Origin of the sequence: Arthrobacter sulfonylureivorans, from assembly GCF_022637435.1 — a bacterium.
Classification (GTDB): Bacteria; Actinomycetota; Actinomycetes; order Actinomycetales; family Micrococcaceae; genus Crystallibacter; species Crystallibacter sulfonylureivorans.
This window is the reverse complement of the sequence record NZ_CP093326.1, coordinates 2,631,910-2,657,714: the sequence shown is the minus strand read 5'-3', so window position 1 is coordinate 2,657,714 and position 25,805 is coordinate 2,631,910. Positions and strand designations below refer to the sequence as shown.

Annotated in this window: 19 protein-coding genes and 3 rRNA genes; 20 read left to right on the top strand and 2 right to left on the bottom strand. The window is 64.6% G+C overall.

All coding sequences use genetic code 11. From position 1 onward, the window contains the following. The first annotated feature begins 26 nt into the window (after positions 1-26). The 6 genes from argH to tyrS all read left to right on the top strand — a co-directional run bounded on the left by argH (position 27) and on the right by tyrS (position 7,452). Complete coding sequence (gene argH / locus MNQ99_RS12305) at positions 27-1,478, top strand: argininosuccinate lyase (RefSeq protein ID WP_241913130.1); 1,452 nt, start codon at positions 27-29, stop codon at positions 1,476-1,478. 103 nt (positions 1,479-1,581) lie between these two features. Continuing rightward, positions 1,582-2,571 carry an SRPBCC domain-containing protein gene (locus MNQ99_RS12300; RefSeq protein ID WP_241913129.1) on the top strand — a complete coding sequence of 330 codons (990 nt, stop codon included), beginning with the start codon at positions 1,582-1,584 and terminating at the stop codon, positions 2,569-2,571. Then, complete coding sequence (locus tag MNQ99_RS12295; RefSeq protein WP_241913128.1) at positions 2,571-3,200, top strand: DNA-3-methyladenine glycosylase; 630 nt, start codon at positions 2,571-2,573, stop codon at positions 3,198-3,200. Before MNQ99_RS12300 ends, MNQ99_RS12295 begins: the two co-directional genes overlap by 1 nt. Positions 3,201-3,209: 9 nt before the next feature. Then, the gene (locus tag MNQ99_RS12290; RefSeq protein ID WP_127511673.1) at positions 3,210-3,749 is read left to right on the top strand and encodes an adenine phosphoribosyltransferase; all 540 of its coding nucleotides are present in this window, start codon (positions 3,210-3,212) and stop codon (positions 3,747-3,749) included. A gap of 123 nt (positions 3,750-3,872) precedes the next feature. After that, positions 3,873-6,131: a HelD family protein gene (locus MNQ99_RS12285; RefSeq protein ID WP_241913127.1), complete on the top strand. Its 2,259-nt coding sequence runs from the start codon at positions 3,873-3,875 to the stop codon at positions 6,129-6,131. 4 nt (positions 6,132-6,135) lie between these two features. Next, the gene (gene tyrS / locus MNQ99_RS12280; protein WP_241913126.1) at positions 6,136-7,452 is read left to right on the top strand and encodes a tyrosine--tRNA ligase; all 1,317 of its coding nucleotides are present in this window, start codon (positions 6,136-6,138) and stop codon (positions 7,450-7,452) included. Between the two features lie 101 nt (positions 7,453-7,553). Here the strand turns inward: tyrS and MNQ99_RS12275 are convergent, their stop codons facing one another. Further along, the gene (locus MNQ99_RS12275) at positions 7,554-7,880 is read right to left on the bottom strand and encodes a hypothetical protein (protein ID WP_241913125.1); all 327 of its coding nucleotides are present in this window, start codon (positions 7,878-7,880) and stop codon (positions 7,554-7,556) included. A gap of 155 nt (positions 7,881-8,035) precedes the next feature. Between MNQ99_RS12275 and MNQ99_RS12270 the strand changes: the two genes are divergently transcribed. The 14 genes from MNQ99_RS12270 to MNQ99_RS12205 all read left to right on the top strand — a co-directional run bounded on the left by MNQ99_RS12270 (position 8,036) and on the right by MNQ99_RS12205 (position 24,648). Beyond that, positions 8,036-9,559: ribosomal RNA gene (locus MNQ99_RS12270) — 16S ribosomal RNA — on the top strand. Between the two features lie 478 nt (positions 9,560-10,037). Continuing rightward, a 23S ribosomal RNA gene (locus tag MNQ99_RS12265) occupies positions 10,038-13,165 on the top strand. A 180-nt stretch (positions 13,166-13,345) separates the two neighbouring features. Beyond that, positions 13,346-13,462 (top strand): 5S ribosomal RNA (gene rrf, locus MNQ99_RS12260). The 16S, 23S and 5S rRNA genes sit together here, the layout of an rRNA operon. Positions 13,463-13,860: 398 nt before the next feature. After that, positions 13,861-14,886: a hypothetical protein gene (locus MNQ99_RS12255; RefSeq protein WP_241913124.1), complete on the top strand. Its 1,026-nt coding sequence runs from the start codon at positions 13,861-13,863 to the stop codon at positions 14,884-14,886. Between the two features lie 5 nt (positions 14,887-14,891). Further along, positions 14,892-15,776 carry a hypothetical protein gene (locus MNQ99_RS12250; protein ID WP_241913123.1) on the top strand — a complete coding sequence of 295 codons (885 nt, stop codon included), beginning with the start codon at positions 14,892-14,894 and terminating at the stop codon, positions 15,774-15,776. Continuing rightward, complete coding sequence (locus MNQ99_RS12245) at positions 15,766-16,746, top strand: HAD-IIA family hydrolase (protein WP_241913122.1); 981 nt, start codon at positions 15,766-15,768, stop codon at positions 16,744-16,746. The genes MNQ99_RS12250 and MNQ99_RS12245 overlap by 11 nt, the downstream gene beginning before the upstream one ends. Before the next feature lie 61 nt (positions 16,747-16,807). Further along, the gene (locus MNQ99_RS12240; protein ID WP_241913121.1) at positions 16,808-17,011 is read left to right on the top strand and encodes a hypothetical protein; all 204 of its coding nucleotides are present in this window, start codon (positions 16,808-16,810) and stop codon (positions 17,009-17,011) included. Between the two features lie 4 nt (positions 17,012-17,015). Beyond that, positions 17,016-17,888, top strand: coding sequence for a TlyA family RNA methyltransferase (locus MNQ99_RS12235; RefSeq protein WP_241913120.1), 873 nt, complete (start codon positions 17,016-17,018; stop codon positions 17,886-17,888). Beyond that, positions 17,885-18,874: an NAD kinase gene (locus tag MNQ99_RS12230; RefSeq protein WP_127514527.1), complete on the top strand. Its 990-nt coding sequence runs from the start codon at positions 17,885-17,887 to the stop codon at positions 18,872-18,874. Before MNQ99_RS12235 ends, MNQ99_RS12230 begins: the two co-directional genes overlap by 4 nt. 1 nt (position 18,875) lies before the next feature. Next, positions 18,876-20,588 carry a DNA repair protein RecN gene (gene recN / locus MNQ99_RS12225; protein ID WP_241913119.1) on the top strand — a complete coding sequence of 571 codons (1,713 nt, stop codon included), beginning with the start codon at positions 18,876-18,878 and terminating at the stop codon, positions 20,586-20,588. 118 nt (positions 20,589-20,706) lie between these two features. After that, on the top strand, positions 20,707-22,428 hold the full coding sequence (locus tag MNQ99_RS12220; RefSeq protein ID WP_127514522.1) for a CTP synthase: 1,722 nt from the start codon (positions 20,707-20,709) through the stop codon (positions 22,426-22,428). 7 nt (positions 22,429-22,435) lie between these two features. Next, complete coding sequence (locus tag MNQ99_RS12215) at positions 22,436-23,107, top strand: NUDIX domain-containing protein (RefSeq protein ID WP_241915357.1); 672 nt, start codon at positions 22,436-22,438, stop codon at positions 23,105-23,107. Positions 23,108-23,113: 6 nt separating this feature from the next. Beyond that, positions 23,114-24,094 (top strand): site-specific tyrosine recombinase XerD, encoded by a 981-nt coding sequence (gene xerD, locus MNQ99_RS12210; RefSeq protein ID WP_241913117.1) that lies wholly within the window; start codon positions 23,114-23,116, stop codon positions 24,092-24,094. A gap of 50 nt (positions 24,095-24,144) precedes the next feature. Next, positions 24,145-24,648, top strand: a complete 504-nt coding sequence (locus tag MNQ99_RS12205; RefSeq protein WP_127514518.1) for an 8-oxo-dGTP diphosphatase — start codon at positions 24,145-24,147, stop codon at positions 24,646-24,648. On the opposite strand, the gene MNQ99_RS12200 is transcribed toward MNQ99_RS12205, so the two are convergent. Continuing rightward, positions 24,645-25,805: a bifunctional 2-methylcitrate synthase/citrate synthase gene (locus tag MNQ99_RS12200; RefSeq protein WP_241913116.1), complete on the bottom strand. Its 1,161-nt coding sequence runs from the start codon at positions 25,803-25,805 to the stop codon at positions 24,645-24,647. The two genes, MNQ99_RS12205 and MNQ99_RS12200, sit on opposite strands and share 4 nt — an antisense overlap.

The window sequence follows — 25,805 nt, the reverse complement described above, 5'->3', positions numbered from 1 at the left end:
GCGACCTGGCGGAAAGGGAAGACAACGTGACGCAGGAACCGAACACCGGCGCAGCCGGGCACACCAACGAAGGTGCCCTCTGGGGTGGCCGTTTTGCCGGCGGGCCGGCCGACGCGCTGGCGGCGCTGAGCAAGTCGACGCACTTTGACTGGCGCCTGGCGCACTACGACATCGCCGGTTCGCGCGCCCACGCCAAGGTGCTGCACAAGGCGGGGTTGCTGGACGACGCCGAACTCGAGGGCATGCTTGCTGCCTTGGGCCAACTCGACGACGATGTTCGTTCGGGCGCCTACGTGGCCGCCGAGTCGGACGAAGACGTCCACGGCTCGCTTGAGCGCGGGCTGATCGAACGGGCCGGCACGCAGCTGGGCGGCAAGCTCCGCGCCGGGCGTTCGCGCAACGACCAGATCGCCACCCTGGGCCGGATGTACCTGCGCGACCACGCACGGATCATCGCCAGCGGAGTGCTGGCAACAATCGACGCGCTCCTCGCCCAGGCCCGCCGGCACCCGGACGTTGCGATGCCTGGCCGCACCCACCTGCAGCACGCCCAGCCGGTGCTGCTGTCGCACCACCTGCTGGCCCACGCCTGGGCGCTGCTGCGCGACGTACAGCGACTGGCCGACTGGGACAAGCGGGCCGCGGTCTCGCCGTACGGATCCGGTGCCCTGGCCGGTTCCTCGCTGGGGCTGGACCCCAACGCCGTCGCCGCCGATCTCGGCTTCGACTCCGCCGCCTGGAACTCGATCGACGGGACCGCCTCGCGCGACGTCTTCGCCGAATTCAGTTGGGTCTCCGCCATGATCGGCGTGGACCTGTCGCGGATCTCCGAGGAAGTCATCCTCTGGGCCACCAAGGAATTCTCCTTTGTGACCCTGGACGACGCCTACTCCACGGGCTCGTCCATCATGCCGCAGAAGAAGAATCCGGACGTTGCGGAGCTGGCCCGCGGCAAAGCCGGCCGGCTGATCGGCGACCTGACCGGTTTGTTGGCCACGCTCAAGGGCCTGCCGCTGGCCTACAACCGCGATCTGCAGGAGGACAAGGAGCCCGTCTTCGATGCCGCAGACACCCTGGAACTGCTGCTGCCCGCCGTCGCCGGCATGATCGAGACCCTGGTCTTCAACACCGAGCGGCTGGAAGCGCTCGCCCCGCAGGGCTTTGCGCTGGCCACCGACATTGCCGAATGGCTGGTCCGGCAAGGCGTACCGTTCCGCGAAGCCCACGAGCTCTCCGGTGCCGCCGTCAAGCAGGCCGAGAGCCGCGGCGTCGAACTTTGGGACCTGACGGACGAGGAGTTCGCCGGCATTTCGCCGCAGCTGACCCCGCAGGTGCGCGAGGTGCTGACCGTGGAAGGTTCGCTGGCCAGCCGCAGTTCGCAGGGCGGCACCGCACCGAGCGCCGTGGCAGCCCAAATCGAGGCGCTCCAGGCCGGGCTGACCAGCGCGCGGGACTACGCCGGCGGGAACCGCCGATAGCCCTCGCGGACCGCCGCCGGCATAAGTTACCGACCGGTAGCAAAAGTCTCTGCGGTAGTTTGTGAAGCGAGGGGGGCGTAGCCACTGAGCCGAGGGAGCGAGCATGTCGACGCTGAGCCAGGACGAGGAAAAACTGGTTCCGGAGGGCCGGATCGAACGCGTGGACGGGGACTACGTCTTGGCCTTCGACCGCCAACTCGACTACCCGCACACTTACATCTGGAGCCTGCTGGCAGAGAAGGACAACGTCGCCAAGTGGCTCGGTACACTGGACGCCGATTGGGAGCTGGGCCGCACCTACGAGCTGGTTCTGGGCGGGGGCATGTCCAGCGGCACGGTGCTGCAGCTGAACCCGCCGTTGAGCCTGCAGATCACGTGGGAAGACGAGCTCGGTCAGGAGTCGGTGATTGAATGGCGGGTGCTGGAAAGCGATGGCGGAACCTTGCTGCAGTTCAGGTCGCGCGCCGAGGGGCCTGAATTCCTGACCGAAGGCAGTGCCGGCTGGCAGACCATCCTTGACGCGCTGGCCGAGGTCGCGGCCGGGCGTCGGCCAGATACGGAAATTGACCGTTGGACCCCGCTGCGGGAAGCGTATTCCCGCCTGTACCAGCTCTCGCATTCGATGGGCACGGTAGAGAGCGATTCCGGCCACACCTGCGTGCGCTTCGAGCGGTTGCTCGACGCCGGCCGGGACCGGGTCTGGGCGGCCTTGACCGAGCCGGAAATGCTCGGGGCCTGGCTCGGACCCGGTCGGGTGGAACTGCAGGCCGGCGGCGCCGTCGAATTCAATCTGCCGGGACAGACCGTCAGCGGAGACGTCGAATATGTGCTCGCGGGCAGCAGGCTTGACTACACCTGGACCGCACCGGAGGGCACCGGCACCGTGCACTGGATGCTGGAACCGGAGGACGGCAGGACCCGCCTGACCTTGGTCCACAACCTGGGCCGGGAAACCTCGGCGGGCAGCCTGATGGCCAGATGGCACATGCGGCTGGACGCGCTGGCCACGATGCTCGGCGGCGGGCAGGTACATGACTCGGCGCACCGGCGCGAGGCCTTGGCCCGCTTCTACCAGCGCTTCCAACCCGCCTAGTGGATGCAGCTCTGCTGCGCTGGCTTGGCCGGCCTGCCGTGGAGGTGGCACCCGGGCTGCTCGGTGCCCGGTTGGCGCATACGACGGCGGAAGGGACCGTTGCGGTGCGCCTCACCGAGGTGGAGGCCTACATGGGGGAGCACGATCCGGGCTCGCACGCCTTCCGCGGCCTGACCAACCGTAACAAGGTCATGTTCGGCCCGCCGGGGCATATCTACGTCTACTTCACCTACGGGATGCACCATTGTGTGAACATCGTGTGCGGCCATGAAGGCCAGGCCACCGGTGCCTTGCTCCGCGCCGGTGAAGTCACCGAAGGCCTGGACCTTGCCCGCAGCCGGCGGACCTCGGCCAAGCGGGATGCCGAGTTGGCGCGGGGGCCGGCCCGGCTGGCCGTAGCCCTGGGGCTGGGGCTGGTCGACAACGGCCGCGCCGTCGCTGCCGGCGGCTTGGCGCTGACCCGACCGGCGGTCCAGGCATCGCATCAGCACGTGCGGAACGGGCCTCGGGTGGGCGTCAGCGGCGAGGGTGGCACCGATGCTTACCCGTGGCGCTTTTGGCTGGAAGGTGACCCAACCGTCTCTCCGTACCGGGCCGCGAAACCTCGGCGCCGTGCCGGCAGCGGGTAGGGTGGACGGGTGAATGAACGCCCTCGCGAATCAGTTGAAACCTTGGTCAACCGTCTTTCGGAGACGGTCCGGGATTATCCGCAGCCCGGCGTCGTCTTCCGGGACCTGACTCCTGTATTCGCTGACGGGGAAGCGCTGCATGCAGTGGTGCATGCCTTGATCGACCCGTTCCAGGGCCAGTTTGACGCCGTGGCCGGCGTGGAGGCCCGCGGCTTCCTGCTTTCGGCCGCCGCGGCCTATGCCTCCGGCACGGGCGTCGTCACGGTGCGCAAGAAGGGCAAGTTACCCCGGAAAACCATCTCCGAGGATTACACGCTGGAGTACGGCACCGCCACGCTGGAAATCCATGCGGACGATCTGTTGCCGGGTTCGCGGGTGCTGATCCTGGACGACGTGCTGGCAACCGGCGGGACGCTCGGCGCCGCCTGCCGACTGTTTGAACGGGCCGGAGTCCAGGTGGCCGGATTCGGCGTGGTCCTCGAGCTCTCGGCACTGCGCGGCAGGTCCGCCTTGGCGGGACACCGCATCCGTTCGCTGGTGCGCGAGTAGCCAATAACTCCGCCCGCGGCGAACGGACAGGCGCGCGCCTGCCCGCCGTCGTTCTGCTCGCAGGAAAATCCACCGTCCCGGTAGTAGAATGGACGGTCTGCCTTTTGGGGAGGGATCACACACATGCCAGAATCGCTTTCGGCCCACGCCGAGCTTGAACATGAGCGCGCCTACGTCGCCGGGTTGTACCGCCGGCTGGAAGAACTGCGCGCCGAAAAACAGGAGCAACTGGCCCGGGTCCGCGGCAGCGGCGCAGTGGGCAGTATGCAGAACATTTCCGAACGTGATGCGTTCGCGACCATGTACGAGGACCGACTGGCCCAGCTTAACGCCGTTGATGACCGCTTGGTGTTCGGCCGCCTCGATCTGGACGACGGCGACCGGCGCTACATCGGACGCATCGGACTCAGCACCAAGGACCTGCAGCAGTTGATGGTGGACTGGCGTGCGCCCGAAGCCGGAGCGTTTTACCAGGCCACTGCCTTTGAACGGCTGGGCGTGCGGCGGCGCCGGCATCTGATCCTGCAGGGGCACCAGGTCAAGGGCATTGAAGACGACGTGCTCGATTCGACCATGCTGGCCGAGGGCGCGTCGCTGCAGGGCGAAGGCGCCCTGCTGGCGGCGCTCAACTCCAAGCGCACCGGCGCCATGTCCGACATCGTCGGAACCATCCAGGCCGAACAGGACCGCATCATCCGGGCACCGATGCCGGGGATCCTGGTGGTCCAGGGCGGCCCCGGAACGGGCAAGACCGCCGTTGCCCTGCACCGCGCGGCGTACCTTTTGTACTCGCACCGCGAACGGCTGAAGTCAGCCGGCGTGCTGCTCGTGGGACCGTCGAACTCCTTCATGAAGTACATCGAGCGGGTGCTGCCCTCGCTGGGTGAAACCGGCGTCGTCATGTCAACGCTCGGTGGGCTGATGCCCGGAATCCGCGCAGTGCCGGAAACCGACCCGGCCGCGGCCGAGATCAAGGGCCGTTTGTCCATGGCCGACGTCGTGGCCAACGCGGTAGCGAACCGGCAGAGGCTGCCGGCGGAGCCGCGCAAGCTCAACGTCGAGGGCACCATCTTGACCCTAACCCCGCGCCAGGTGGCGCGGGCACGGGACCGCGCACGGGCCACCGGCAAACCGCACAACGCCGCCCGGGTGACCTTCGTCAAGATCCTGCTGCGCGAGCTGACCGACCAGCTGCGCGAAGCCCTGGAGGCGTCCTCGGGACCGGGCAACAACGCGGACCGCGCCTATCTGGCCGAAGACGTGCGGACGTCGCGCGATGTCCGGGTGGCGCTGAATCTGGCGTGGATGCCCTTGACGCCGGAAAAGCTGATCCGGGAATTGCTCAGCAAGCCGGCCCATCTTGAGGCTGCGACCCCGGAACTGACCGATGCGGAACGCAACGTGCTGTTGCGTTCCGCGGATGCGCCGTGGACCGAATCCGATGTGCCGCTGCTCGACGAAGCTGCCGAGCTGCTCGGCGAGATGGATGCCTCGTCCGGGCGTGAAAAGGCCCAGCAGGACGCAGACCGCGCCCGCGACATCGCCAATGCTGAGCAGTCGCTGCGAAACGTCGACCAGTCGCTGCGTGACATCGGCATCAACGGATTGGTCAGCGCCGAGGATCTGGCCGGCTACAACCAAGCGCAGCAAAACCGCCTTACCGCCGCCGAACGAGCTTCCGGCGACCGCACGTGGGCCTTCGGACACATCGTGGTCGACGAGGCGCAGGAGCTGTCCGCTATGCAGTGGCGCCTGCTGATGCGCCGCTGCCCGCTCAAGTCGTTTACCGTGGTCGGCGATATCGCGCAAACCAGCTCGGCGGCCGGCGCGGAATCCTGGCAGCAGGCACTTGAGCCGTTCGCGGGCAGCCGCTGGCAGCTCGAAGAACTGACCGTGAACTACCGCACGCCAGCGCAGATTGCCCAGGCAGCGGTCCGGATGGCGAACGCCGCCGGCCAGGTCGTGTCGGCCCCGAAAGCCGTGCGTGACGGGCGCTGGCACCCGGTCGTGGACCGGGTGCCGGCCGGCCGCACGGTTGAACACTTGCTGGCGATCATGCCCGAGGAACTCGATGCTGCCAACGGCGGCCTGCTGGCGGTCATCGCCGCCGATCGTCAGTTGCCGGAGGTCCGGAGCGCGTTGGCCGCGGTCTACGGCCGCCGGGTGGGCGGCGGAGCGGGCGGGCTGGAACAGGACATCAGTGTGCTGGGCCCGCAGGAGGCCAAGGGTCTGGAGTTCGACGCCGTGGTGGTGCTCGAACCTGGTGAACTACTGCACCGCACCGGCGGCCGCGTCGGCGACCTCTACGTGGCCATGACCCGTCCGACCCAGCGGCTGCGGCTGTTGGCCGAGGGCGAGGTCCCTGAGGGAATTGAAGGCTGATATTTTGGAATCCGTGAATAATACGTTTCTCGCTTCGCAACGCAACGACCCTGGTTTCGCCAACGTCTGGCAGGAACTGAAGTGGCGCGGACTTGTCCACGTTTCAACCGACGAGGCTGAACTGGAGAAACTGCTGGCGGGGGACCCGGTGACGTATTACTGCGGCTTCGACCCGACAGCACCCAGTCTGCACCTGGGCAACCTGGTCCAGCTGCTCACCATGCGCCGGCTGCAGCTGGCCGGGCACAAGCCGCTGGGACTCGTGGGCGGCTCCACCGGCCTGGTCGGCGATCCACGGCCCACCGCCGAGCGCACCATGAACACCAAGGAAACGGTCGCCGAGTGGGTGGACCGGCTGAAGGGGCAGGTCCAGCGCTTCCTAAACTTCGACGGCGACAACGCCGCGCGCATGGTCAACAACCTGGACTGGACTGCGCCGATGAGCGTGCTGGATTTCCTGCGCGAGATCGGAAAGCACTACCGCGTCGGCACCATGGTCAAGAAGGACATCGTCGCCTCCAGATTGAATTCCGACGAGGGCATCAGCTACGCAGAATTCAGCTACCAGATCCTGCAGGGCATGGACTACCTGGAGCTGTTCCGGCAGTACGGCTGCATCCTGCAGACCGGCGGATCGGATCAGTGGGGCAACCTTACCAGCGGCATCGAACTGATCCGCAAGGTGGAGGGCAGCGCTGTGCACGCGATCGGCACGCCCTTGATCACCAACTCGGACGGAACCAAGTTCGGTAAGAGCGAGGGCAACGCCATCTGGCTGGATCCGGACATGTGCAGCCCCTACGCCATGTACCAGTTCTGGCTCAACACGGCCGACGCCGACGTGGTCCAGCGGCTCAAGGTCTTCACCTTCCGTTCCCGGGAGGAAATCGAAGGGCTTGAACGAGCGGTGGCCGAGCGGCCGCACGCCCGTGAAGCCCAGCGGACGCTGGCCTACGAGGTGACGTCGATTGTGCACGGAACCGATGCGACCGACAAGGTGATCGCTGCCTCCTCGGCATTGTTCGGGCAGGGAGAGTTGGCCGAGTTGGACGAGTCCACCCTGGTTGCTGCCACGGCGGAGCTGCCCAGTGCAGTTGCCGGTCCGGAGACCACCGGAATCATCGAGTTGTTGGTCCAGTCCGGTCTGGCCGCCAGCAATTCGGCGGCACGGCGGACGGTGGCAGAGGGTGGGGCCTACGTGAACAACCTGAAAATCACCGACCCGGACACCGTTGTCGGAGCTGACCAGTTGCTGCACGGCAAATACCTGTTGATGCGCCGCGGCAAGCGCACGCTTGCCATGGTGGAAGTGTCTGGCTGACGAAGCCACTCGGCAGTCGTGCCGACTGCTTGACCGAGGGGCCCGCTGTTTTCCTCCGTTTCGGAGGCCGACGGCGGGCCCCTCCGCATCGGTGGCGGGCATCACGCTCCAGCGATTTGCGGGCGGTGCCGGTGCCGTGTAATGTTTTCTGAGTCGCCGCCGCGGGTTGTGAAACAGCCGGCCGGATCGCGACAAAACCCCTTCGAAAAACGACAGCGGTTAGTCATGCGCCCAGTGTGCAGGCAAATTTGCTGGAGCTTTTCGCTGGGACCAAGCTTTTTCTGAAGTGAATGAAGCGGAAACGCGGATTTGACAGAAAGAAAAAGAATGAAATAAAGTAGAAACATCGCAACGAAGAAAAACAAAGCGGATTTCAAAGAAATTCTTTTGCTGAAGTATTCGTTTGCTCCTGTTGTTTGAGAACTCAATAGTGTGCCAAGTTTGTTGATACCAATTATTTATTGGTTGAAGTGCCGTGGCGTGCCGCCCCTGTGGTGTGTCGCGGTTTTATCAGCCTGGTTTGAATTTAGTGCAGTGTCTTTGGTCGTTTTCCCGGCCTTTGGTGCTGTGTCTGTTTGAAACATTAACGGAGAGTTTGATCCTGGCTCAGGACGAACGCTGGCGGCGTGCTTAACACATGCAAGTCGAACGATGATCCGGTGCTTGCACCGGGGATTAGTGGCGAACGGGTGAGTAACACGTGAGTAACCTGCCCTTGACTCTGGGATAAGCCTGGGAAACCGGGTCTAATACCGGATATGACCTGTCACCGCATGGTGGTGGGTGGAAAGATTTTTTGGTCTTGGATGGACTCGCGGCCTATCAGCTTGTTGGTGGGGTAATGGCCTACCAAGGCGACGACGGGTAGCCGGCCTGAGAGGGTGACCGGCCACACTGGGACTGAGACACGGCCCAGACTCCTACGGGAGGCAGCAGTGGGGAATATTGCACAATGGGCGCAAGCCTGATGCAGCGACGCCGCGTGAGGGATGAATGCCTTCGGGTTGTAAACCTCTTTCAGCAGGGAAGAAGCGAAAGTGACGGTACCTGCAGAAGAAGCGCCGGCTAACTACGTGCCAGCAGCCGCGGTAATACGTAGGGCGCAAGCGTTGTCCGGAATTATTGGGCGTAAAGAGCTCGTAGGCGGTTTGTCGCGTCTGCTGTGAAAGCCCGGGGCTCAACCCCGGGTCTGCAGTGGGTACGGGCAGACTAGAGTGCAGTAGGGGAGACTGGAATTCCTGGTGTAGCGGTGAAATGCGCAGATATCAGGAGGAACACCGATGGCGAAGGCAGGTCTCTGGGCTGTAACTGACGCTGAGGAGCGAAAGCATGGGGAGCGAACAGGATTAGATACCCTGGTAGTCCATGCCGTAAACGTTGGGCACTAGGTGTGGGGGACATTCCACGTTTTCCGCGCCGTAGCTAACGCATTAAGTGCCCCGCCTGGGGAGTACGGCCGCAAGGCTAAAACTCAAAGGAATTGACGGGGGCCCGCACAAGCGGCGGAGCATGCGGATTAATTCGATGCAACGCGAAGAACCTTACCAAGGCTTGACATGGGCCGGACCGGGCTGGAAACAGTCCTTCCCTTCGGGGCCGGTTCACAGGTGGTGCATGGTTGTCGTCAGCTCGTGTCGTGAGATGTTGGGTTAAGTCCCGCAACGAGCGCAACCCTCGTTCCATGTTGCCAGCGCGTAATGGCGGGGACTCATGGGAGACTGCCGGGGTCAACTCGGAGGAAGGTGGGGACGACGTCAAATCATCATGCCCCTTATGTCTTGGGCTTCACGCATGCTACAATGGCCGGTACAATGGGTTGCGATACTGTGAGGTGGAGCTAATCCCAAAAAGCCGGTCTCAGTTCGGATTGGGGTCTGCAACTCGACCCCATGAAGTCGGAGTCGCTAGTAATCGCAGATCAGCAACGCTGCGGTGAATACGTTCCCGGGCCTTGTACACACCGCCCGTCAAGTCACGAAAGTTGGTAACACCCGAAGCCGGTGGCCTAACCCCTTGTGGGAGGGAGCCGTCGAAGGTGGGACCGGCGATTGGGACTAAGTCGTAACAAGGTAGCCGTACCGGAAGGTGCGGCTGGATCACCTCCTTTCTAAGGAGCTTCCTCGAACCGTTCCCAACACGCCACTGTGCGGGTTGGGTGGTTTGCAGGGCAAGCCCGTTGCGGACACGCAAGTTGTCCGGCGGGTGCTCATGGGTGGAATATCAACGGATTCGGTGTTGTCCGCGGTTCTCCGCATGCCAGTACGGTGCCCCTTTCGGGGGGTGCCTGGAACGTGTGGGGTGGGTCGTGGGGGGCGTCTTTTGGCACACTGTTGGGTCCTGAGGCAACAGGATCTTTGTCTTGCAGCGATGCGAGGTGGGGGCCGGTTGGTTTCCTCTTGTTCCCGCATTTTTCCGGCACCGTGCACGTTATGTGTGTGGTGTTGGTGGGTGACGGGGTTGTTGTTTGAGAACTACATAGTGGACGCGAGCATCTTAAAGCAATTTTTTTGATGAACCTGGTTTGGTCCCACCCCTTGTGGGTGTGGCTGTCCTGGTTCTCTCGAATAGCTGATTTTGATCTTTGTGGTCAAGTTTTTAAGAGCACACGGTGGATGCCTTGGCATCAGGAGCCGAAGAAGGACGTGGGAATCTGCGATAAGCCTGGGGGAGTTGATAACCGAACGGTGATCCCAGGATGTCCGAATGGGGAAACCCCGCCCGGCGCGCGAGTGACCGGGTGACCCGTACCTGAACACATAGGGTGCGTGGAGGGAACGCGGGGAAGTGAAACATCTCAGTACCCGCAGGAAGAGAAAACAACAGTGATTCCGTTAGTAGTGGCGAGCGAACGCGGAAGAGGCCAAACCGGTCCATGTGTGATAGCCGGCGGGCGTTGCATGGCCGGGGTTGCGGGACTTTCCGCTGCTGTTCTGCCGGACAGCGAAAGTGAGTGCGTGCGTATAGGTGAACGGTCTTGAAAGGCCGGCCGGAGAAGGTGTAAGCCCTGTAACCGTAATGCGTGACGCCGCTTGGAGAGTATCCCAAGTAGCACGGGGCCCGAGAAATCCCGTGCGAATCTGCCAGGACCACCTGGTAAGCCTGAATACTACCTGATGACCGATAGCGGACAAGTACCGTGAGGGAAAGGTGAAAAGTACCCCGGGAGGGGAGTGAAACAGTACCTGAAACCGTGTGCTTACAATCCGTCGGAGCAGCCTTGTAGCTGTGACGGCGTGCCTTTTGAAGAATGAGCCTGCGAGTTAGTGTTACGTCGCGAGGTTAACCCGTGTGGGGAAGCCGTAGCGAAAGCGAGTCTGAATAGGGCGATGCAGTGGCGTGATCTAGACCCGAAGCGGAGTGATCTACCCATGGCCAGGTTGAAGCGCGTGTAAGAGCGCGTGGAGGACCGAACCCACTTCAGTTGAAAATGGAGGGGATGAGCTGTGGGTAGGGGTGAAAGGCCAATCAAACTCCGTGATAGCTGGTTCTCCCCGAAATGCATTTAGGTGCAGCGTTGCGTGTTTCTTGCCGGAGGTAGAGCTACTGGATGGCCGATGGGCCCTACAAGGTTACTGACGTCAGCCAAACTCCGAATGCCGGCAAGTGAGAGCGCAGCAGTGAGACTGTGGGGGATAAGCTTCATAGTCGAGAGGGAAACAGCCCAGACCACCAACTAAGGCCCCTAAGCGTGTGCTAAGTGGGAAAGGATGTGGAGTTGCCCAGACAACCAGGAGGTTGGCTTAGAAGCAGCCACCCTTGAAAGAGTGCGTAATAGCTCACTGGTCAAGTGATTCCGCGCCGACAATGTAGCGGGGCTCAAGTACACCGCCGAAGTTGTGGCATCAGCGTATATATCCAAGCCTTCGTGGTTCAGGAGCGCTGGTGGGTAGGGGAGCGTCGTGTGGGCAGTGAAGCTGCGGCGGAAGCCAGTGGTGGAGCCTACACGAGTGAGAATGCAGGCATGAGTAGCGAAAGACGGGTGGGAAACCCGTCCGCCGAATGATCAAGGGTTCCAGGGTCAAGCTAATCTGCCCTGGGTAAGTCGGGACCTAAGGCGAGGCCGACAGGCGTAGTCGATGGACAACGGGTTGATATTCCCGTACCGGCGAAAAACCGCCCATGCCAATCCGGTGATGCTAACCGCCCTAACCGTTCATCCGTGCCCTTCGGGGCCAGTATGGGCGGGGCGCGCGGGACCCGATCCGGGGAGGTAAGCGTATTAACAGGTGTGACGCAGGAAGGTAGCCGAGCCGGGCGATGGTAGTCCCGGTCCAAGGATGTAGGGTGAACGGTTGGCAAATCCGCCGTTCGTGAAGCCTGAGACCTGACGGGACCCCCGTATGGGGGGATTCGGTGATCCTATGCTGCCGAGAAAAGCATCGACGCGAGGTTTTAGCCGCCCGTACCCCAAACCGACACAGGTGATCAGGTAGAGAATACCAAGGCGATCGAGAGAATTATGGTTAAGGAACTCGGCAAAATGCCCCCGTAACTTCGGGAGAAGGGGGGCCCGGACCGTGAAGAAGCCTTGCGCTTCGGGAGCGGGTAAGGGCCGCAGAGACCAGGGGGAAGCGACTGTTTACTAAAAACACAGGTCCGTGCGAAGTCGCAAGACGATGTATACGGACTGACTCCTGCCCGGTGCTGGAAGGTTAAGAGGACCTGTTAGCCCCCTCGGGGGCGAAGCGGAGAATTTAAGCCCCAGTAAACGGCGGTGGTAACTATAACCATCCTAAGGTAGCGAAATTCCTTGTCGGGTAAGTTCCGACCTGCACGAATGGAGTAACGACTTCCCCGCTGTCTCAACCATAAACTCGGCGAAATTGCACTACGAGTAAAGATGCTCGTTACGCGCAGCAGGACGGAAAGACCCCGAGACCTTTACTATAGTTTGGTATTGGTGTTCGGTGTGGCTTGTGTAGGATAGGTGGGAGACTGTGAAGCCCGGACGCCAGTTCGGGTGGAGTCATCGTTGAAATACCACTCTGGTCACTCTGGACATCTAACTTCGGCCCGTAATCCGGGTCAGGGACAGTGCCTGATGGGTAGTTTAACTGGGGCGGTTGCCTCCTAAAGAGTAACGGAGGCGCCCAAAGGTTCCCTCAGCCTGGTTGGCAATCAGGTGGCGAGTGTAAGTGCACAAGGGAGCTTGACTGTGAGAGCGACAGCTCGAGCAGGGACGAAAGTCGGGACTAGTGATCCGGCGGCACATTGTGGAATGGCCGTCGCTCAACGGATAAAAGGTACCTCGGGGATAACAGGCTGATCTTGCCCAAGAGTCCATATCGACGGCATGGTTTGGCACCTCGATGTCGGCTCGTCGCATCCTGGGGCTGGAGTAGGTCCCAAGGGTTGGGCTGTTCGCCCATTAAAGCGGTACGCGAGCTGGGTTTAGAACGTCGTGAGACAGTTCGGTCCCTATCCGCTGCGCGCGCAGGAAATTTGAGAAGGTCTGTCCTTAGTACGAGAGGACCGGGACGGACGAACCTCTGGTGTGTCAGTTGTACTGCCAAGTGCACCGCTGATTAGCTACGTTCGGATTGGATAACCGCTGAAAGCATCTAAGCGGGAAGCCGGCTTCAAGATGAGATTTCCATCCCCTTCGGGGGGAGAGGACCCCAGCCAGACCACTGGGTTGATAGGCCGGATGTGGAAGCGAGGACGAAAGACTCGTGGAGCTGACCGGTACTAATAGTCCGACAACTTACACCACACCACCCCCTGCGGGGTGGGTGATCAAAAAACATGCTACGCGTCCGCTATGTGGTTCCCAGACAACAACCCGTTGTCCCCAGGGGAACAAAACACAACTGAATACAAGTTCCAAGCACAAGCTTGTAGCCACAGATTTGCCGCCACACACCCCCAGGGGTGCCGGGCGTGCACGAAGGGTTACGGCGGTCATAGCGTGGGGGAAACGCCCGGTCCCATTCCGAACCCGGAAGCTAAGGCCCACAGCGCCGATGGTACTGCACTCGGGAGGGTGTGGGAGAGTAGGTCACCGCCGGACATTCTTTCAAAGGGAAGGCCCCGCCAACGACGGCGGGGCCTTCCCCCGTTAACAATCTTTGATTCGTTAGTGGAGTCACAGGCAGGCATCGGCCTACCGCAAGAAGGTGAACCGTTGACTGCACTAGAATGGATCGATGGTATGGGCGCGCCACGAAAATCTGCGCCCGAACAAGACAACGTTTATAGAGATTTTGATGGCTGTGGTTGGTTCGATCGACCTGGCCCGCACTGAGAGGAGTTCCGGCATGGCTGATTTCCGGGGTCGTGAAGGACGAGACGACAGGGGTGCAGGCCGAGGCAACTACGGCAACCGGTCGGGTGCTGACCACTCGAGCGAGAGCGGGCCGCGAAAGCGCCCCGACTACGAGAATCGTAGTAGCCGGTCGAGCAACGACGGTGGCTACCGTCCGCAGGGTGATCGCCCGGGCCAGGATCGTGGTGAGCGTCGGGACTTTGGTGACCGTCCTCCGCAGGGTGATCGGCCGCGTCAGGATCGTGGTGAGCGGCGTGACTTTGGTGATCGTCGTCCGCAGAGCGACGGTCCGCGCCAGGACTTTGGTGATCGTCGTCCGCAGGGTGATCGGCCGCGTCAGGATCGTGGTGAGCGGCGCGATTTCGGTGATCGGCCGCGTCAGGATCGTGGTGAGCGGCGTGACTTCGGTGATCGTCGGCCGCAGAGCGACCGGCCGCGTCAGGATCGTGGTGAGCGGCGTGACTTCGGTGATCGTCGGCCGCAGAGCGACCGGCCGCGTCAGGATCGTGGTGAGCGGCGTGACTTCGGTGATCGTCGTCCGCAGAGCGACGGTCCGCGCCAGGACTTTGGTGATCGTCGTCCGCAGGGTGATCGGCCGCGTCAGGATCGTGGTGAGCGGCGTGACTTTGGTGATCGTCGTCCGCAGAGCGACGGTCCGCGCCAGGACTTTGGTGATCGTCGTCCGCAGGGTGATCGGCCGCGTCAGGATCGTGGTGAGCGGCGTGACTTTGGTGACCGTCGTCCGCAGAGCGACCGTCCGCGCCAGGACTTTGGTGATCGTCGTCCGCAGGGTGCTCGGCCCCGTCAGGACCGTGGTGAGCGGCGCGATTTCGGTGATCGGCCGCGTCAGGACCGTGGTGAGCGGCGCGATTTCGGTGATCGGCCGCGTCAGGACCGTGGTGAGCGGCGTGACTTTGGTGATCGTCGTCCGCAGAGTGATCGGCCGCGTCAGGACCGTGGTGAGCGGCGTGACTTCGGTGATCGTCGTCCGCAGAGCGACCGTCCGCGCCAGGATCGTGGCGAGCGGTCCTATGGCCGTTCGGATGGCCCTCGTGAGCACAACGCCAGCGATCTGCGCAGTGCCAACCGCGTGGACCGCCCGCGTTCGCCTGAGATTGACGAGGATGTCTCGGGGTCGGAACTGGACCGTGTTACCCGCGCACAGCTGAGGACCTTGGAGTCAAAGAACGCCGAATGGGTGGCCAAACATTTGGTGATGGCGGGACGGCTGCTTGACGAGGACCCGGAACTAGCCTTCCAGCATGCCCTGGCCGCTAGCCGCCGGGGTGGGCGGATGGCTCCGGTACGCGAAGCCGTGGGCCTGACCGCGTACGCGGCCGGCCACTATGGCGAGGCCTTGAGGGAGTTCCGCACGTTCCGAAGGATCAGCGGTTCTAACGAGCATCTGCCCGTCATGGCCGACTGCGAACGTGGACTCGGACGCCCGGACAGAGCGCTGGAACTGACCCGTTCAGAAGACGCAGAGTCACTCGATTCAGCGGGCAAAGTGGAACTGGCCATTGTGGCTTCTGGCGCGCGTTCCGATTTGCAACAGTTCGACGCGGCGGTTGCGGCTCTGGAGATTCCGCAATTGGACCGGAACCGAGCTTTCTCATACAGCCCGCGACTCTTCCGCGCTTATGCGGACGCTTTGGACGCAGCCAGCCGTGCTGATGAAGCGCAGCAATGGCGGCGTCAGGCAGCGGTGGCAGAGAATGCCTTAGGCGTTGGTGAGTTTGCCGAGCCCGAGATCCTCGACTTGGTCGGCGAGGAACCAGAACCGGCCGGCAGGCCGCTGCAGGATTCCCGAGCCCCAGAGCAGGATCACGCTGGCGCCGGCGCAGCCGAGCAAGCGGATACGGGCGAAGCCGCGCCGTCTGAGGCCGAGCCGGCAGATGCCGACGAAGCCGGCCCGTCCGACGGGGAGGCTGCGCCTGTGGTCGACTCTGCGTCGGATGAACCATCCGAGGACAAGGACGCCCCGGCTCCCATCGAGGCCGAAGAGAAGGACGCTCCCAGCACCGCGCATACGCTGGACAGCAGGGACGATGACCGGTAAGCCGCTGATCTCCGGCTACGACGCCTTGCTGTCCGATTTGGACGGAGTCGTCTATGCCGGGCAGCAGGCTGTCCCCGGAGCGGCAGAGGCGTTGGAACGACTTGCCGACACCGGAACGGCCCTGGGCTACATCACGAACAACGCGTCACGGTCGTCCGAGCAGGTTGCCGCGCACTTGCGCGACCTCGGCGCGCCGGCCACCGCCGACCAAGTTTTCGGATCGGCCCGAGCCGGCGCGCTGCTGCTTGCACGGCACATCCCTGCGGGTTCCAAAGTACTGGTCACCGGCAGCCAGACGCTGGCCGATGAAACAGCTGCCCAGGGATTCATCCCGGTCCGCTCTGCTCTGGAATTGCCCGCAGCCGTGATCCAGGGGTTCGACCCGGCGCTGGGTTGGATGGAACTGGCCGAGGCATCCTTCGCGATCGCCTCCGGCGCCTTCTGGATCGCCACCAATACGGATATGACCATTCCCCGGGAGCGCGGCATCGCCCCGGGGAACGGCGCCTTGGTTGCGGCCGTACAGGCGGCCACCGGAGCGGTGCCATTGGTCGCAGGGAAACCGGAGGCCGGCATCTTTACGACGGCGGCGGCAGCGTTGGGTGCCCACCGTCCACTGGTGGTGGGGGACCGCCTCGACACTGACATCCTGGGCGGAAACAAGGCGGGTATGGACACGGCGGTTGTGCTGACCGGCGTTGACGGGCCCGAAGCAGTCCTCGGCGCACGCATAGCGGAACGGCCGCTGTACCTGCTGGGCAGCCTGGCTGAACTGTATCTGCCGTATCCTGCGGTCATCCGCGACGGTGCCGGCTTCCGGTGCGGTGCCGCGAAGGCCGCCATCGAAAACGGTGGACTCCGCGTCTCCGGCAGCCGGGATGATGTGGACACATGGCGCGCAGCCTGCGCGGCGTGGTGGAATGCCTACCCGGACCAAGCCGCGACGACCACGCCTGAGCTGGTGGACTGAACGCCGCTATTAGACTGATTCACGGCGGATGGGTACGCCGGCCGACGCTAGGGAGGAAAGCTTGGATCTGCCAGACTCGCGGGAAAGCGGCAGCCAAACGCCGCCGCAATGGCCCGCCCCCGCTGAGCCGACGGGGGACGAGTCCGTGAACAGCATCGTCGCCGAACTCACCCAGATCCCAGACCTCTCCGTCAGCGAGCACGAACGGGTGTACCAGCGGATCCACGACGGTTTGTTGGCCGATTTGGAGACCGAGGCTGATTGACCCAATGCCTAGACTCGATCAGGAGCTAGTATCCCGGGGGCTGGCACGCTCCCGCACACACGCAGCCAAACTCATCGCCGCCGGGCGGGTCAGCCGCGCCGGAACTGTCTTGACCAAGGCCTCGGCTGCCGTCGGCCCGGGGGAGCCCCTGGACGTCGCCCCTGACTCGGGCCCCGATTACGTCAGCAGGGCCGGACATAAGCTGGCAGGCGCACTGGCAGCCTTTCCCTCCGTGGACCCGGTCGGTTTGCGCTGCCTCGACGCCGGAGCCTCCACCGGCGGGTTCACCGACGTCCTGCTCCGCTCTGGAGCACGTGAGGTAGTCGCCGTGGACGTAGGCCACGGCCAACTCGTTGACCAGATCCGTACGGACAGCAGGGTCAGGGTGTTCGAAGGCATGAACGTCCGCTATCTCGAGGCCCGGGAGATCGGCGGCCCGGTGGACCTGACCGTCGCGGACTTGTCCTTCATCTCCCTGACCTTGGTCGTCGAAGCCTTGGCCAACGCCACGCGGCCAAACGGAAATCTCTTATTGATGGTCAAGCCGCAATTTGAGGTGGGCCGGGAACGCCTGGCGCGCACCGGCGTCGTCAGTTCAGAGGCCGAACGTTTCCGGGCGGTGGGAAATGTTGTCTCGTCGGCCCTCGAAGCGGGGCTGCAAGTACGTGGACTGGCGGCGAGCCCGCTCCCCGGGCAGGACGGAAACGTTGAATATTTCCTGTGGATAAGCGTTCCGCCGGGCAAACCGGAGCGCAGAACGGGTAGTGTGCTGGAGGGGGAAGTGGGCGCGGCGATGGCCAATTTCCCGCATGTGTCCAGCCAATCGCCGGACCAGATTGACGAACCGAGAGGGCAGGAACCGGGAGTGGAGCGATGAGCCGGCGGATACTGGTGCTCGCGCACACCGGACGGGCAGACGCGATGGCGGCTGCCCACGAAACATGCGCCCAACTCCACGCCTCCGGGCTGGTTCCCGTCATGCGCCGGGAAGAGATGGCGCCTATGCGGGAAACATACGGAGACCTAGCCGTTCCGTGCGAGACGCTGGACGAGGACGTCAGTCTCGACTCCGTGGACCTGGGCATGGTGCTTGGCGGCGACGGAACCATCCTCCGCTCGGCCGAGCTGGTCCGGGAATCGGACGTTCCACTGCTCGGGGTCAACCTGGGCCATGTCGGCTTCCTGGCCGAGAGCGAACGCGCGGACCTGGCGCAGACCGTCCATTGGGTGGTCAACCGCGAGTACACGGTCGAAGAGCGCCTGACCATCGATGTGCAGGTGTGGCTGGGCAAACGCAAGATCGGGCACACCTGGGCGCTGAACGAAGCCGCTGTGGAAAAGGGCGATCGGCAGCGGATGCTGGAAGTCGTCGTCGAAGTCGATGCCCTGCCGATCAGCTCGTTCGGCTGTGACGGCGTGGTGATGGCGACCCCCACCGGCTCGACGGCCTACGCCTTTTCGGCCGGCGGTCCGGTGGTCTGGCCGGAAGTGGAAGCTCTGCTGATGACGCCCATCAGCGCGCACGCCTTGTTCGCCAAGCCTCTGGTGGTTGCGCCGGACTCCATCATGGCGGTGGAAGTCCTGAGCCGGAGCGACGCCAACGGGGTGCTTTGGTGCGACGGGCGCCGCAGTCTTGAGCTGCCGCCGGGGTCCCGGATCGAGGTGACACGCTCGGACAAACCGGTCCGGCTGGCCCGCACCCGGCGGACCCCGTTCTCGGAGCGTCTGGTACGTAAATTCGAGCTGCCCACGTCGGGATGGCGCGGCCCGGTCAGCCCCTCGGAGGAACAGCCGCCCACCTCGTCGCTGCCGACGGTCCGCACCGTGGAGCCGCACTATACGCAGCCGGGCGGGAGGAGCTGACATGATCGAAGAAATCAGGATCCGCAACCTCGGCGTCATCACCGAGGCCACGCTGCCGCTGGGGCCCGGTCTGTCGGTGGTGACGGGAGAAACCGGCGCCGGCAAAACCATGGTGGTCACCGCGCTTGGCCTGCTGCTGGGAGCCCGCGCCGACGCCGGCGCGGTACGCAGCGGGGCAGCCAACGCCGTGACCGAGGCCGTGGTCCGGCTGGCCGCGGACAGCCCCGCCCTTGCCCGTGCGGGTGAAGCCGGGGCTGACATGGACGAGTTCGACGGCGGAGCCGAACTGATGCTCGCCCGCACGGTAAATGCCGATGGCCGCAGCCGCGCGCATGTGGGCGGACGCGGGGCTCCGGTGGGAACGCTGGCAGAGATCGGCGGTCACCTGGTGGCGGTTCACGGCCAAACCGACCAGCTGCGGCTCAAGAGCCAGCAGGCACAGCGCGAAGCGCTGGACAAGTTTGGCGGCGCCGCCTTGGCGAAGGCCTTGACCGGGTACGCAGCGTCATTCGTCCGCTGGAAGGAAGCCAAAGCCGAGCTGGAGACGCTGCGGACTGAAGCACGCGAACGATTGCGGGAAGCCGAAGCACTGCAGTTGGCCCTTGAGGAAATCGACGGACTGGACCCGCAGCCTGGCGAAGATAACGCCCTGAAGGCCGTGGCCGTGAAACTGGCCAACGTTGAGGAACTGCGGGCGGCCGCCACTGTGGCACACCAGGCGCTGGTGGCCGAGGAATTCACCGACTCGCCGGACGCAACCACCCTGGTGGACGCGGCCAAGCGATCGCTGGAGCAGGTCCAGGATGAAGATGCCGAGCTGGGGCGGGCGGCCGCCCGGTTGGCCGAAGTGGGAATCATTCTCGCCGACGTGGCCGCCGAATTGGCAAGCTACGGGGCATCGCTGGACGGTGAGGGGCCGGGCCGGCTGGAGGAGATCGAAGCGCGCCGCGCCGATTTGGCCCGGCTCGTGCGCAAGTACGCGCCCAGCATCGACGAGGTCCTCGAGTGGGCCGCACAGGCCCGCACCCGGTTGGAAGACCTGACCGACGATTCCAGCCGGATCGAGCGGTTGGAGGCGGAAGTCGCCGGGCTGGACGAGGCGTTGGCCGCCCAATCCGCCGAGGTCACCGCGCTGCGTCGGGAGGCTGCTGCCGAACTGGGCCACCGGGTCGGCACGGAACTGTCGGCTCTGGCCATGGCCGAGGCCGAACTGGTGATCGGGATTGAACCTGCGCCGGCCTTGAGCGTGCACGGGGCCGACCTGATCACGTTCCTGTTGAAACCGCACCGGGGCGCCCCGCCGCGGCCGCTGGGCAAGGGCGCATCCGGCGGCGAACTCTCCCGCGTGATGCTGGCCATCGAGGTAGTGCTCGCGGAAGTAGACCCGGTGCCGACCTTCGTGTTCGACGAAGTGGACGCCGGCGTGGGCGGCAAAGCCGCGGTAGAGATCGGCCGCCGCCTGGCCATGCTGGGACGCTTCGTGCAGGTCATCGTGGTGACCCACTTGCCCCAGGTGGCGGCGTTCGCCGACCAACACATCCGCGTGATCAAGACGGCCGGCGGCGGTGACGGTGGGATGACCGCCAGCGACGTCCGCCTGCTCGACGACCAGGAACGGGTGACCGAATTGGCCCGTATGCTCGCCGGCCAGGAAGAATCCGAATCCGCCCGCGCACATGCTCAGGAACTGATTGACGGTGCCAGGGCGCTGTAGCATCTGCTGCAGCTACGACCAGCCCCGCCGCCGGCGGGGGAGAAGTTGACCGGCTGGTGTGTGTTCACACACTCGAGCGCGGTCGGAGCGGCCTTGAGATCCGAGGGCGTCCAGAAAGGTGATAGGCTCGAATTCCGTGGTGCAGCGATCAAATTCCCGGTTTTCCAAGTCGTCCAAGACGACCAAACATATCTTCGTCACCGGCGGCGTGGCGTCCTCGCTCGGGAAGGGACTGACGGCTTCAAGCCTCGGCCACCTGCTCCGTGCGCGCGGCCTTTCCGTGACCATGCAGAAGCTCGATCCATATCTGAACGTGGATCCGGGCACAATGAATCCATTCCAGCACGGTGAAGTCTTCGTGACCGATGACGGCGCCGAAACCGATCTGGATATTGGACACTACGAGCGGTTCCTGGACGAGAACCTGGACGGCTCAGCCAACGTCACCACCGGCCAGGTGTACTCGACGGTGATCGCCAAGGAGCGCCGGGGCGAATACCTCGGCGACACCGTGCAGGTCATCCCGCACATCACGGATGAGATCAAGCGCCGGATGCGCCTGCCTTCCGAGCCGGTCGCCGGCAAGAAATCCCCGGACGTGATCATCACCGAGATCGGCGGCACGGTGGGTGACATCGAGTCGCAGCCGTTCCTGGAAGCGGCGCGCCAGGTCCGCCAGGACGTCGGGCGCAACAACGTATTCTTCCTGCACGTGTCCCTGGTGCCCTACATCGGTCCGTCGCAGGAACTGAAGACCAAGCCCACCCAGCACTCGGTGGCCGCGCTGCGTTCGATCGGTATCCAGCCCGACGCCATTGTGATTCGTTCCGACCGCGAAGTCCCCGCCGCCATGCGGGAAAAGATCGGCCGGATGTGCGACGTGGACATCGACGCGGTCATAGGCTGCCCGGATGCTCCGAGCATCTACGACATCCCCAAGACGCTGCACTCGCAGAATCTGGACGCGTACATCGTGCAGCACCTTGACTTGAAGTTCAAAGACGTCGACTGGTCCAAATGGGACCGGCTGCTGGCGGCCGTCCACAATCCGCAGCACACCGTTGAGGTGGCACTGGTGGGCAAGTACATCGACCTGCCGGATGCCTACCTTTCCGTGACCGAGGCACTGCGCGCGGGCGGTTTCGCCAACCAGACGCGGGTGAAGATCCGCTGGGTTCCCTCCGACGACTGCGCCACCGACGAAGGCGCGGCGGCCGCACTCAGCGGCGTGCATGCGATCTGCGTGCCCGGAGGCTTCGGCATCCGCGGTCTGGAAGGCAAACTCGGCGCGCTCAAGTTCGCCCGCGAACGCAAGCTCCCCACCCTGGGCCTGTGCCTGGGCCTGCAGTCGATGGTGATGGAGTACGCCCGCAACATTGTGGGACTGGAAGGTGCTTCATCCACGGAGTTTGATCCGGACACCAAGCACCCGGTGATCGCCACGATGGCCGAGCAGCTGGACATTGTCGAGGGCAAGGGCGACCTGGGCGGCACCATGCGCCTGGGGCTCTACGAGGCGGCCCTGCAGTCGGGCTCCGTGGTGGCCGAGACCTACGGCAGAACCAAGGTCAGCGAACGCCACCGCCACCGCTACGAGGTCAACAACGAGTACCGCGACCAGCTCGCTGCTGCGGGCCTGGTCTTCTCGGGCACCTCGCCGGACGGCAAGCTGGTGGAGTTCGTTGAGCTGCCCCGCGATGTGCACCCGTACTACGTCTCCACCCAGGCACACCCGGAACTGAGTTCACGCCCCACACGGCCGCATCCGCTGTTCGCCGGCTTGATCGCGGCAGCCCTGGACCACGGCAAAGCCAAGGCTCCGGCAAAGTCCGGAGTCTGACGTGCCGGTGCAGCCGGACGCCTTCGCCGACATCCCGGATCCGCGCCCGTTGGTCGAAAGCCGCACGGTGTACCGTGGCCGGATCTGGGACGTGGTCAGCGATACCTTCACGCTGGGCCGGGGCGACGGCGCCACGCTGGTGCGCGACTACATTGCGCATCCCGGTGCCGTGGCCATCCTCGCGATGGACCCGGAGGGGCGTGTACTGCTGCTGAAGCAGTACCGGCAGCCCGCCAAAATGTCGCTGTGGGAGATCCCCGCGGGCCTGCTGGACATGGACGGCGAGGGCTTCGTGGATGCCGCGGCGCGGGAACTGGCCGAGGAAGCTGACCTGGTGGCCGGCCGCTGGGACGTGCTGGTGGACTTCTTCAATTCGCCCGGTTCCTCCAGCGAGGCGATCCGGATCTATCTAGCCAGGGACCTTTCCGAGGTTCCCGCAGACCAGCGGCATGAGCGTACCGAAGAGGAAGCCGAGATCGAGCATCTTTGGGTGGATCTGGACGACGCCGTGGACGCGGTGATGGCAGGCCGGCTGCACAATCCGTCGGCCGTGGCCGGGCTGCTCGCCGCTGCCCGGGCCGCCGCTACCGGCTTCGACAACCTGCGTCCGGCGGATGCCCCGTGGCCGGAGCATCCCAGCCAGCGTCCCGGCGGAGCCGCCGACTCCGGCCGGGACTGAGCAGCCATGTTGCCGGTGCAGGCCCCGCCAGCCAAGGGAGACGAATTCAGCGCGACGGCGCTGGGCCGCGCCGCGGGCGACTACCTGCAACACATGGCGGTGGAACGCGGACTGGCAGCCAACACCCTGGCGGCCTACCGCAGGGACCTGGGCCGCTACCTGAGGTTCCTGCAGGAACGATCGGTCACCGAGCCGGCCTCGGTCAGTCGCCACGATGTCACGGCATTTGCCCAGGCCCTGTCCGACGGGTCCGACGGCGCTGCCGCCCTCAGCGTCAGGTCGGCGGCCCGGACTATCGTGGCAGTCCGCGGCCTGCACAAGTTCTGGACGCTTGAAGGCATCACGGAGACGGACCCGGCCACGGATGTGCATCCGCCGATGCCCGGCAAGCGCCTGCCGAAGGCCATCTCCGTGGCCGACGTGACCCGGATCCTCGAGTCCACCGGATCGGACAGTCCCACCGGCCTGCGTGACCGGGCGCTGCTGGAGTTTCTCTACGCGACCGGCGCCCGGATCAGCGAAGCGGTGGGCCTGGACGTTGACGATGTCAGTGTCGAGCCGCAGGGCGACGGCCCCGCCGTCGTCCGTCTTTTCGGCAAGGGTTCCAAGGAGCGGCTGGTGCCGCTGGGCTCCTATGCTGCGCAGGCGGCCGACGCGTATCTGGTCCGTGGACGGCCGGGACTGGCCGCTAGGGGCCTTGGCACACCGGCCCTGTTCCTGAACGCCCGCGGCGGCCGGCTAAGCCGCCAGAGCGCCTGGACCATCCTGAAGGCGGCCGCGGAGAAGGCCGGCATCACACAGCCGGTTTCTCCGCACACACTGAGGCATTCCTTCGCCACCCACCTGCTGGAGGGCGGCGCGGACGTCCGCGTGGTGCAGGAGATGCTGGGCCACGCGTCCGTCACCACCACACAGATCTACACGCTGGTCACCGCGGATACGCTCCGTGAGGTGTACGCCGCGGCGCATCCGCGCGCCTTGGGCTAGGGCGGCGGAGCTGAGCGGGCAGGCTGCCGTTCCGGGCTAGACTCGCTCCCATGACCGTTGCCGTTGCCTTGTGCTTCCTGCTGAGGGAAGAATCCGGGCATAGCTGTGTGCTGCTCGGCCGGAAGAAGACCGGCTTCGGCGTCGGGAAAATCGTGGGGGTCGGCGGGAAGCTGGAAGCGGGGGAGTCCGACGGCGACGCTGCGTGCCGGGAGATGCAGGAAGAGACCGGGGTGTGCGTCAGGCCCGGGGACCTGGAACGGGCCGGACGGATATTCTTCGACTTTCCGGCCCGGCCGGCGTGGAACATGGACGCCGCGCTCTTCGTCGCGCGGCGCTGGAGCGGCGTGCCGCTCGAGTCGGCGGAAATTGCCCCGTCTTGGCACCGCGTGGACCGGCTGCCGCTGGGGCTGATGTGGCAGGACGCCGGGCATTGGCTGCCGCTGGCGTTGTCGGGGGACCAGCCGCGGCTGCGGGTGGTGATGCGGCCCGATAACCAAACGGTGGCCGACGTCGAAAATCTCGACACCGGCCACCGGGTGGCCTGGCAGTTCTAGCGGCCCAGCGCCCGCTGGCCGGGTCCGTTGTACTCACTGAGCGGACGGATCAGCGAGTTTGATTCCAGCTGCTCCATGATGTGCGCGGTCCAGCCGGTGATGCGGCTGGCCACGAACAGCGGGGTGAACATGTCCGTGTCGAATCCCATCAGGTGGTAGGTGGGGCCGGCGGGGTAGTCCAGGTTCGGCTTGATGTCCTTCGCCTCGGCCATCGCGGTTTCCAGCCCGTCGTAGAGGCCGAGGATTTCGGGGCGGCCGTAGTGCTCGATCATCTTGTCCAGCGCGGCCTTCATGGTGGGCACGCGGGAGTCGCCGTGCTTATAGACCCGGTGGCCGAAGCCCATCACCTTCTTCTTTTCCGCCAGGGCCTGCTCCATCCAGGTCCGGGCCCGGGCGGCGGCCTCTTCACGGGATTCGTCGGTGCGGATGCCGATTTGTTCGAAGGTGTGCATCACCGCTTCGTTGGCGCCGCCATGCAGCGGGCCTTTCAGCGCCCCGATGGCACCGGTGACGGCCGAATGCAGGTCGGACAGCGTGGAGGTGATGACCCGGGCCGTGAAGGTGGAGGCGTTGAACGAGTGCTCGGCGTACAGGATCATGGACACGTTGAACGCGTCCACGACCTCCGGGGCTGCCTCCTCGCCGAAAGACATCCAGAGGAAATTCGCCGCGTAGCCCAGGTCGTCGCGTGGTTCCACCAGGTCCTGGCCGCGGCGCCTGCGCTGGTCGTAGGCCACGACCGCCGGGAACGCCGCAAACAACTCCAGGGCCTTGGCTAGGTTCGCCTCGGGCGAGGAATCCTCGGCCAGCCGGTGGCGGGCTCCGATCACGCTGGCCGCGGTCCGGCAGACGTCCATCGGGTGGGCTTCAACCGGCAGCGAATCGATGACCGACTTCACCACCGGATCCAGTGCGCGGCCGCCGCGTTCGGCCGCGGTAAAGTCCCGCAGCTGGTCCGCGTCGGGCAACTCCGAGTTCCACAGCAGATACGCCACCTCTTCGAAGCTGCAATGCGCGGCCAGCTCCTGGACGGGATAGCCGCGGTACAGCAGCGAGTTGGTCTCCGCGTTGACCTTGGAGATCTTCGTGGTGTCGACGACGACGCCGGCCAGCCCTTTGCGGATCTGCGGTGCTTCAGTGGTTGCATCCGTGCTCAT

Excerpts from the sequence above, each read along its gene's own strand:
- MNQ99_RS12300 (WP_241913129.1), top strand. The coding sequence starts at position 1,582 with ATGTCGACGCTGAGCCAGGACGAGGAAAAACTGGTTCCGGAGGGCCGG.
- MNQ99_RS12285 (WP_241913127.1), top strand. The coding sequence starts at position 3,873 with ATGCCAGAATCGCTTTCGGCCCACGCCGAGCTTGAACATGAGCGCGCC.
- MNQ99_RS12245 (WP_241913122.1), top strand. The coding sequence starts at position 15,766 with ATGACCGGTAAGCCGCTGATCTCCGGCTACGACGCCTTGCTGTCCGAT.
- MNQ99_RS12235 (WP_241913120.1), top strand. The coding sequence starts at position 17,016 with ATGCCTAGACTCGATCAGGAGCTAGTATCCCGGGGGCTGGCACGCTCC.
- MNQ99_RS12230 (WP_127514527.1), top strand. The coding sequence starts at position 17,885 with ATGAGCCGGCGGATACTGGTGCTCGCGCACACCGGACGGGCAGACGCG.
- recN (WP_241913119.1), top strand. The coding sequence starts at position 18,876 with ATGATCGAAGAAATCAGGATCCGCAACCTCGGCGTCATCACCGAGGCC.
- xerD (WP_241913117.1), top strand. The coding sequence starts at position 23,114 with ATGTTGCCGGTGCAGGCCCCGCCAGCCAAGGGAGACGAATTCAGCGCG.
- MNQ99_RS12205 (WP_127514518.1), top strand. The coding sequence starts at position 24,145 with ATGACCGTTGCCGTTGCCTTGTGCTTCCTGCTGAGGGAAGAATCCGGG.
- MNQ99_RS12200 (WP_241913116.1), bottom strand. The coding sequence starts at position 25,805 with ATGAGCACGGATGCAACCACTGAAGCACCGCAGATCCGCAAAGGGCTG.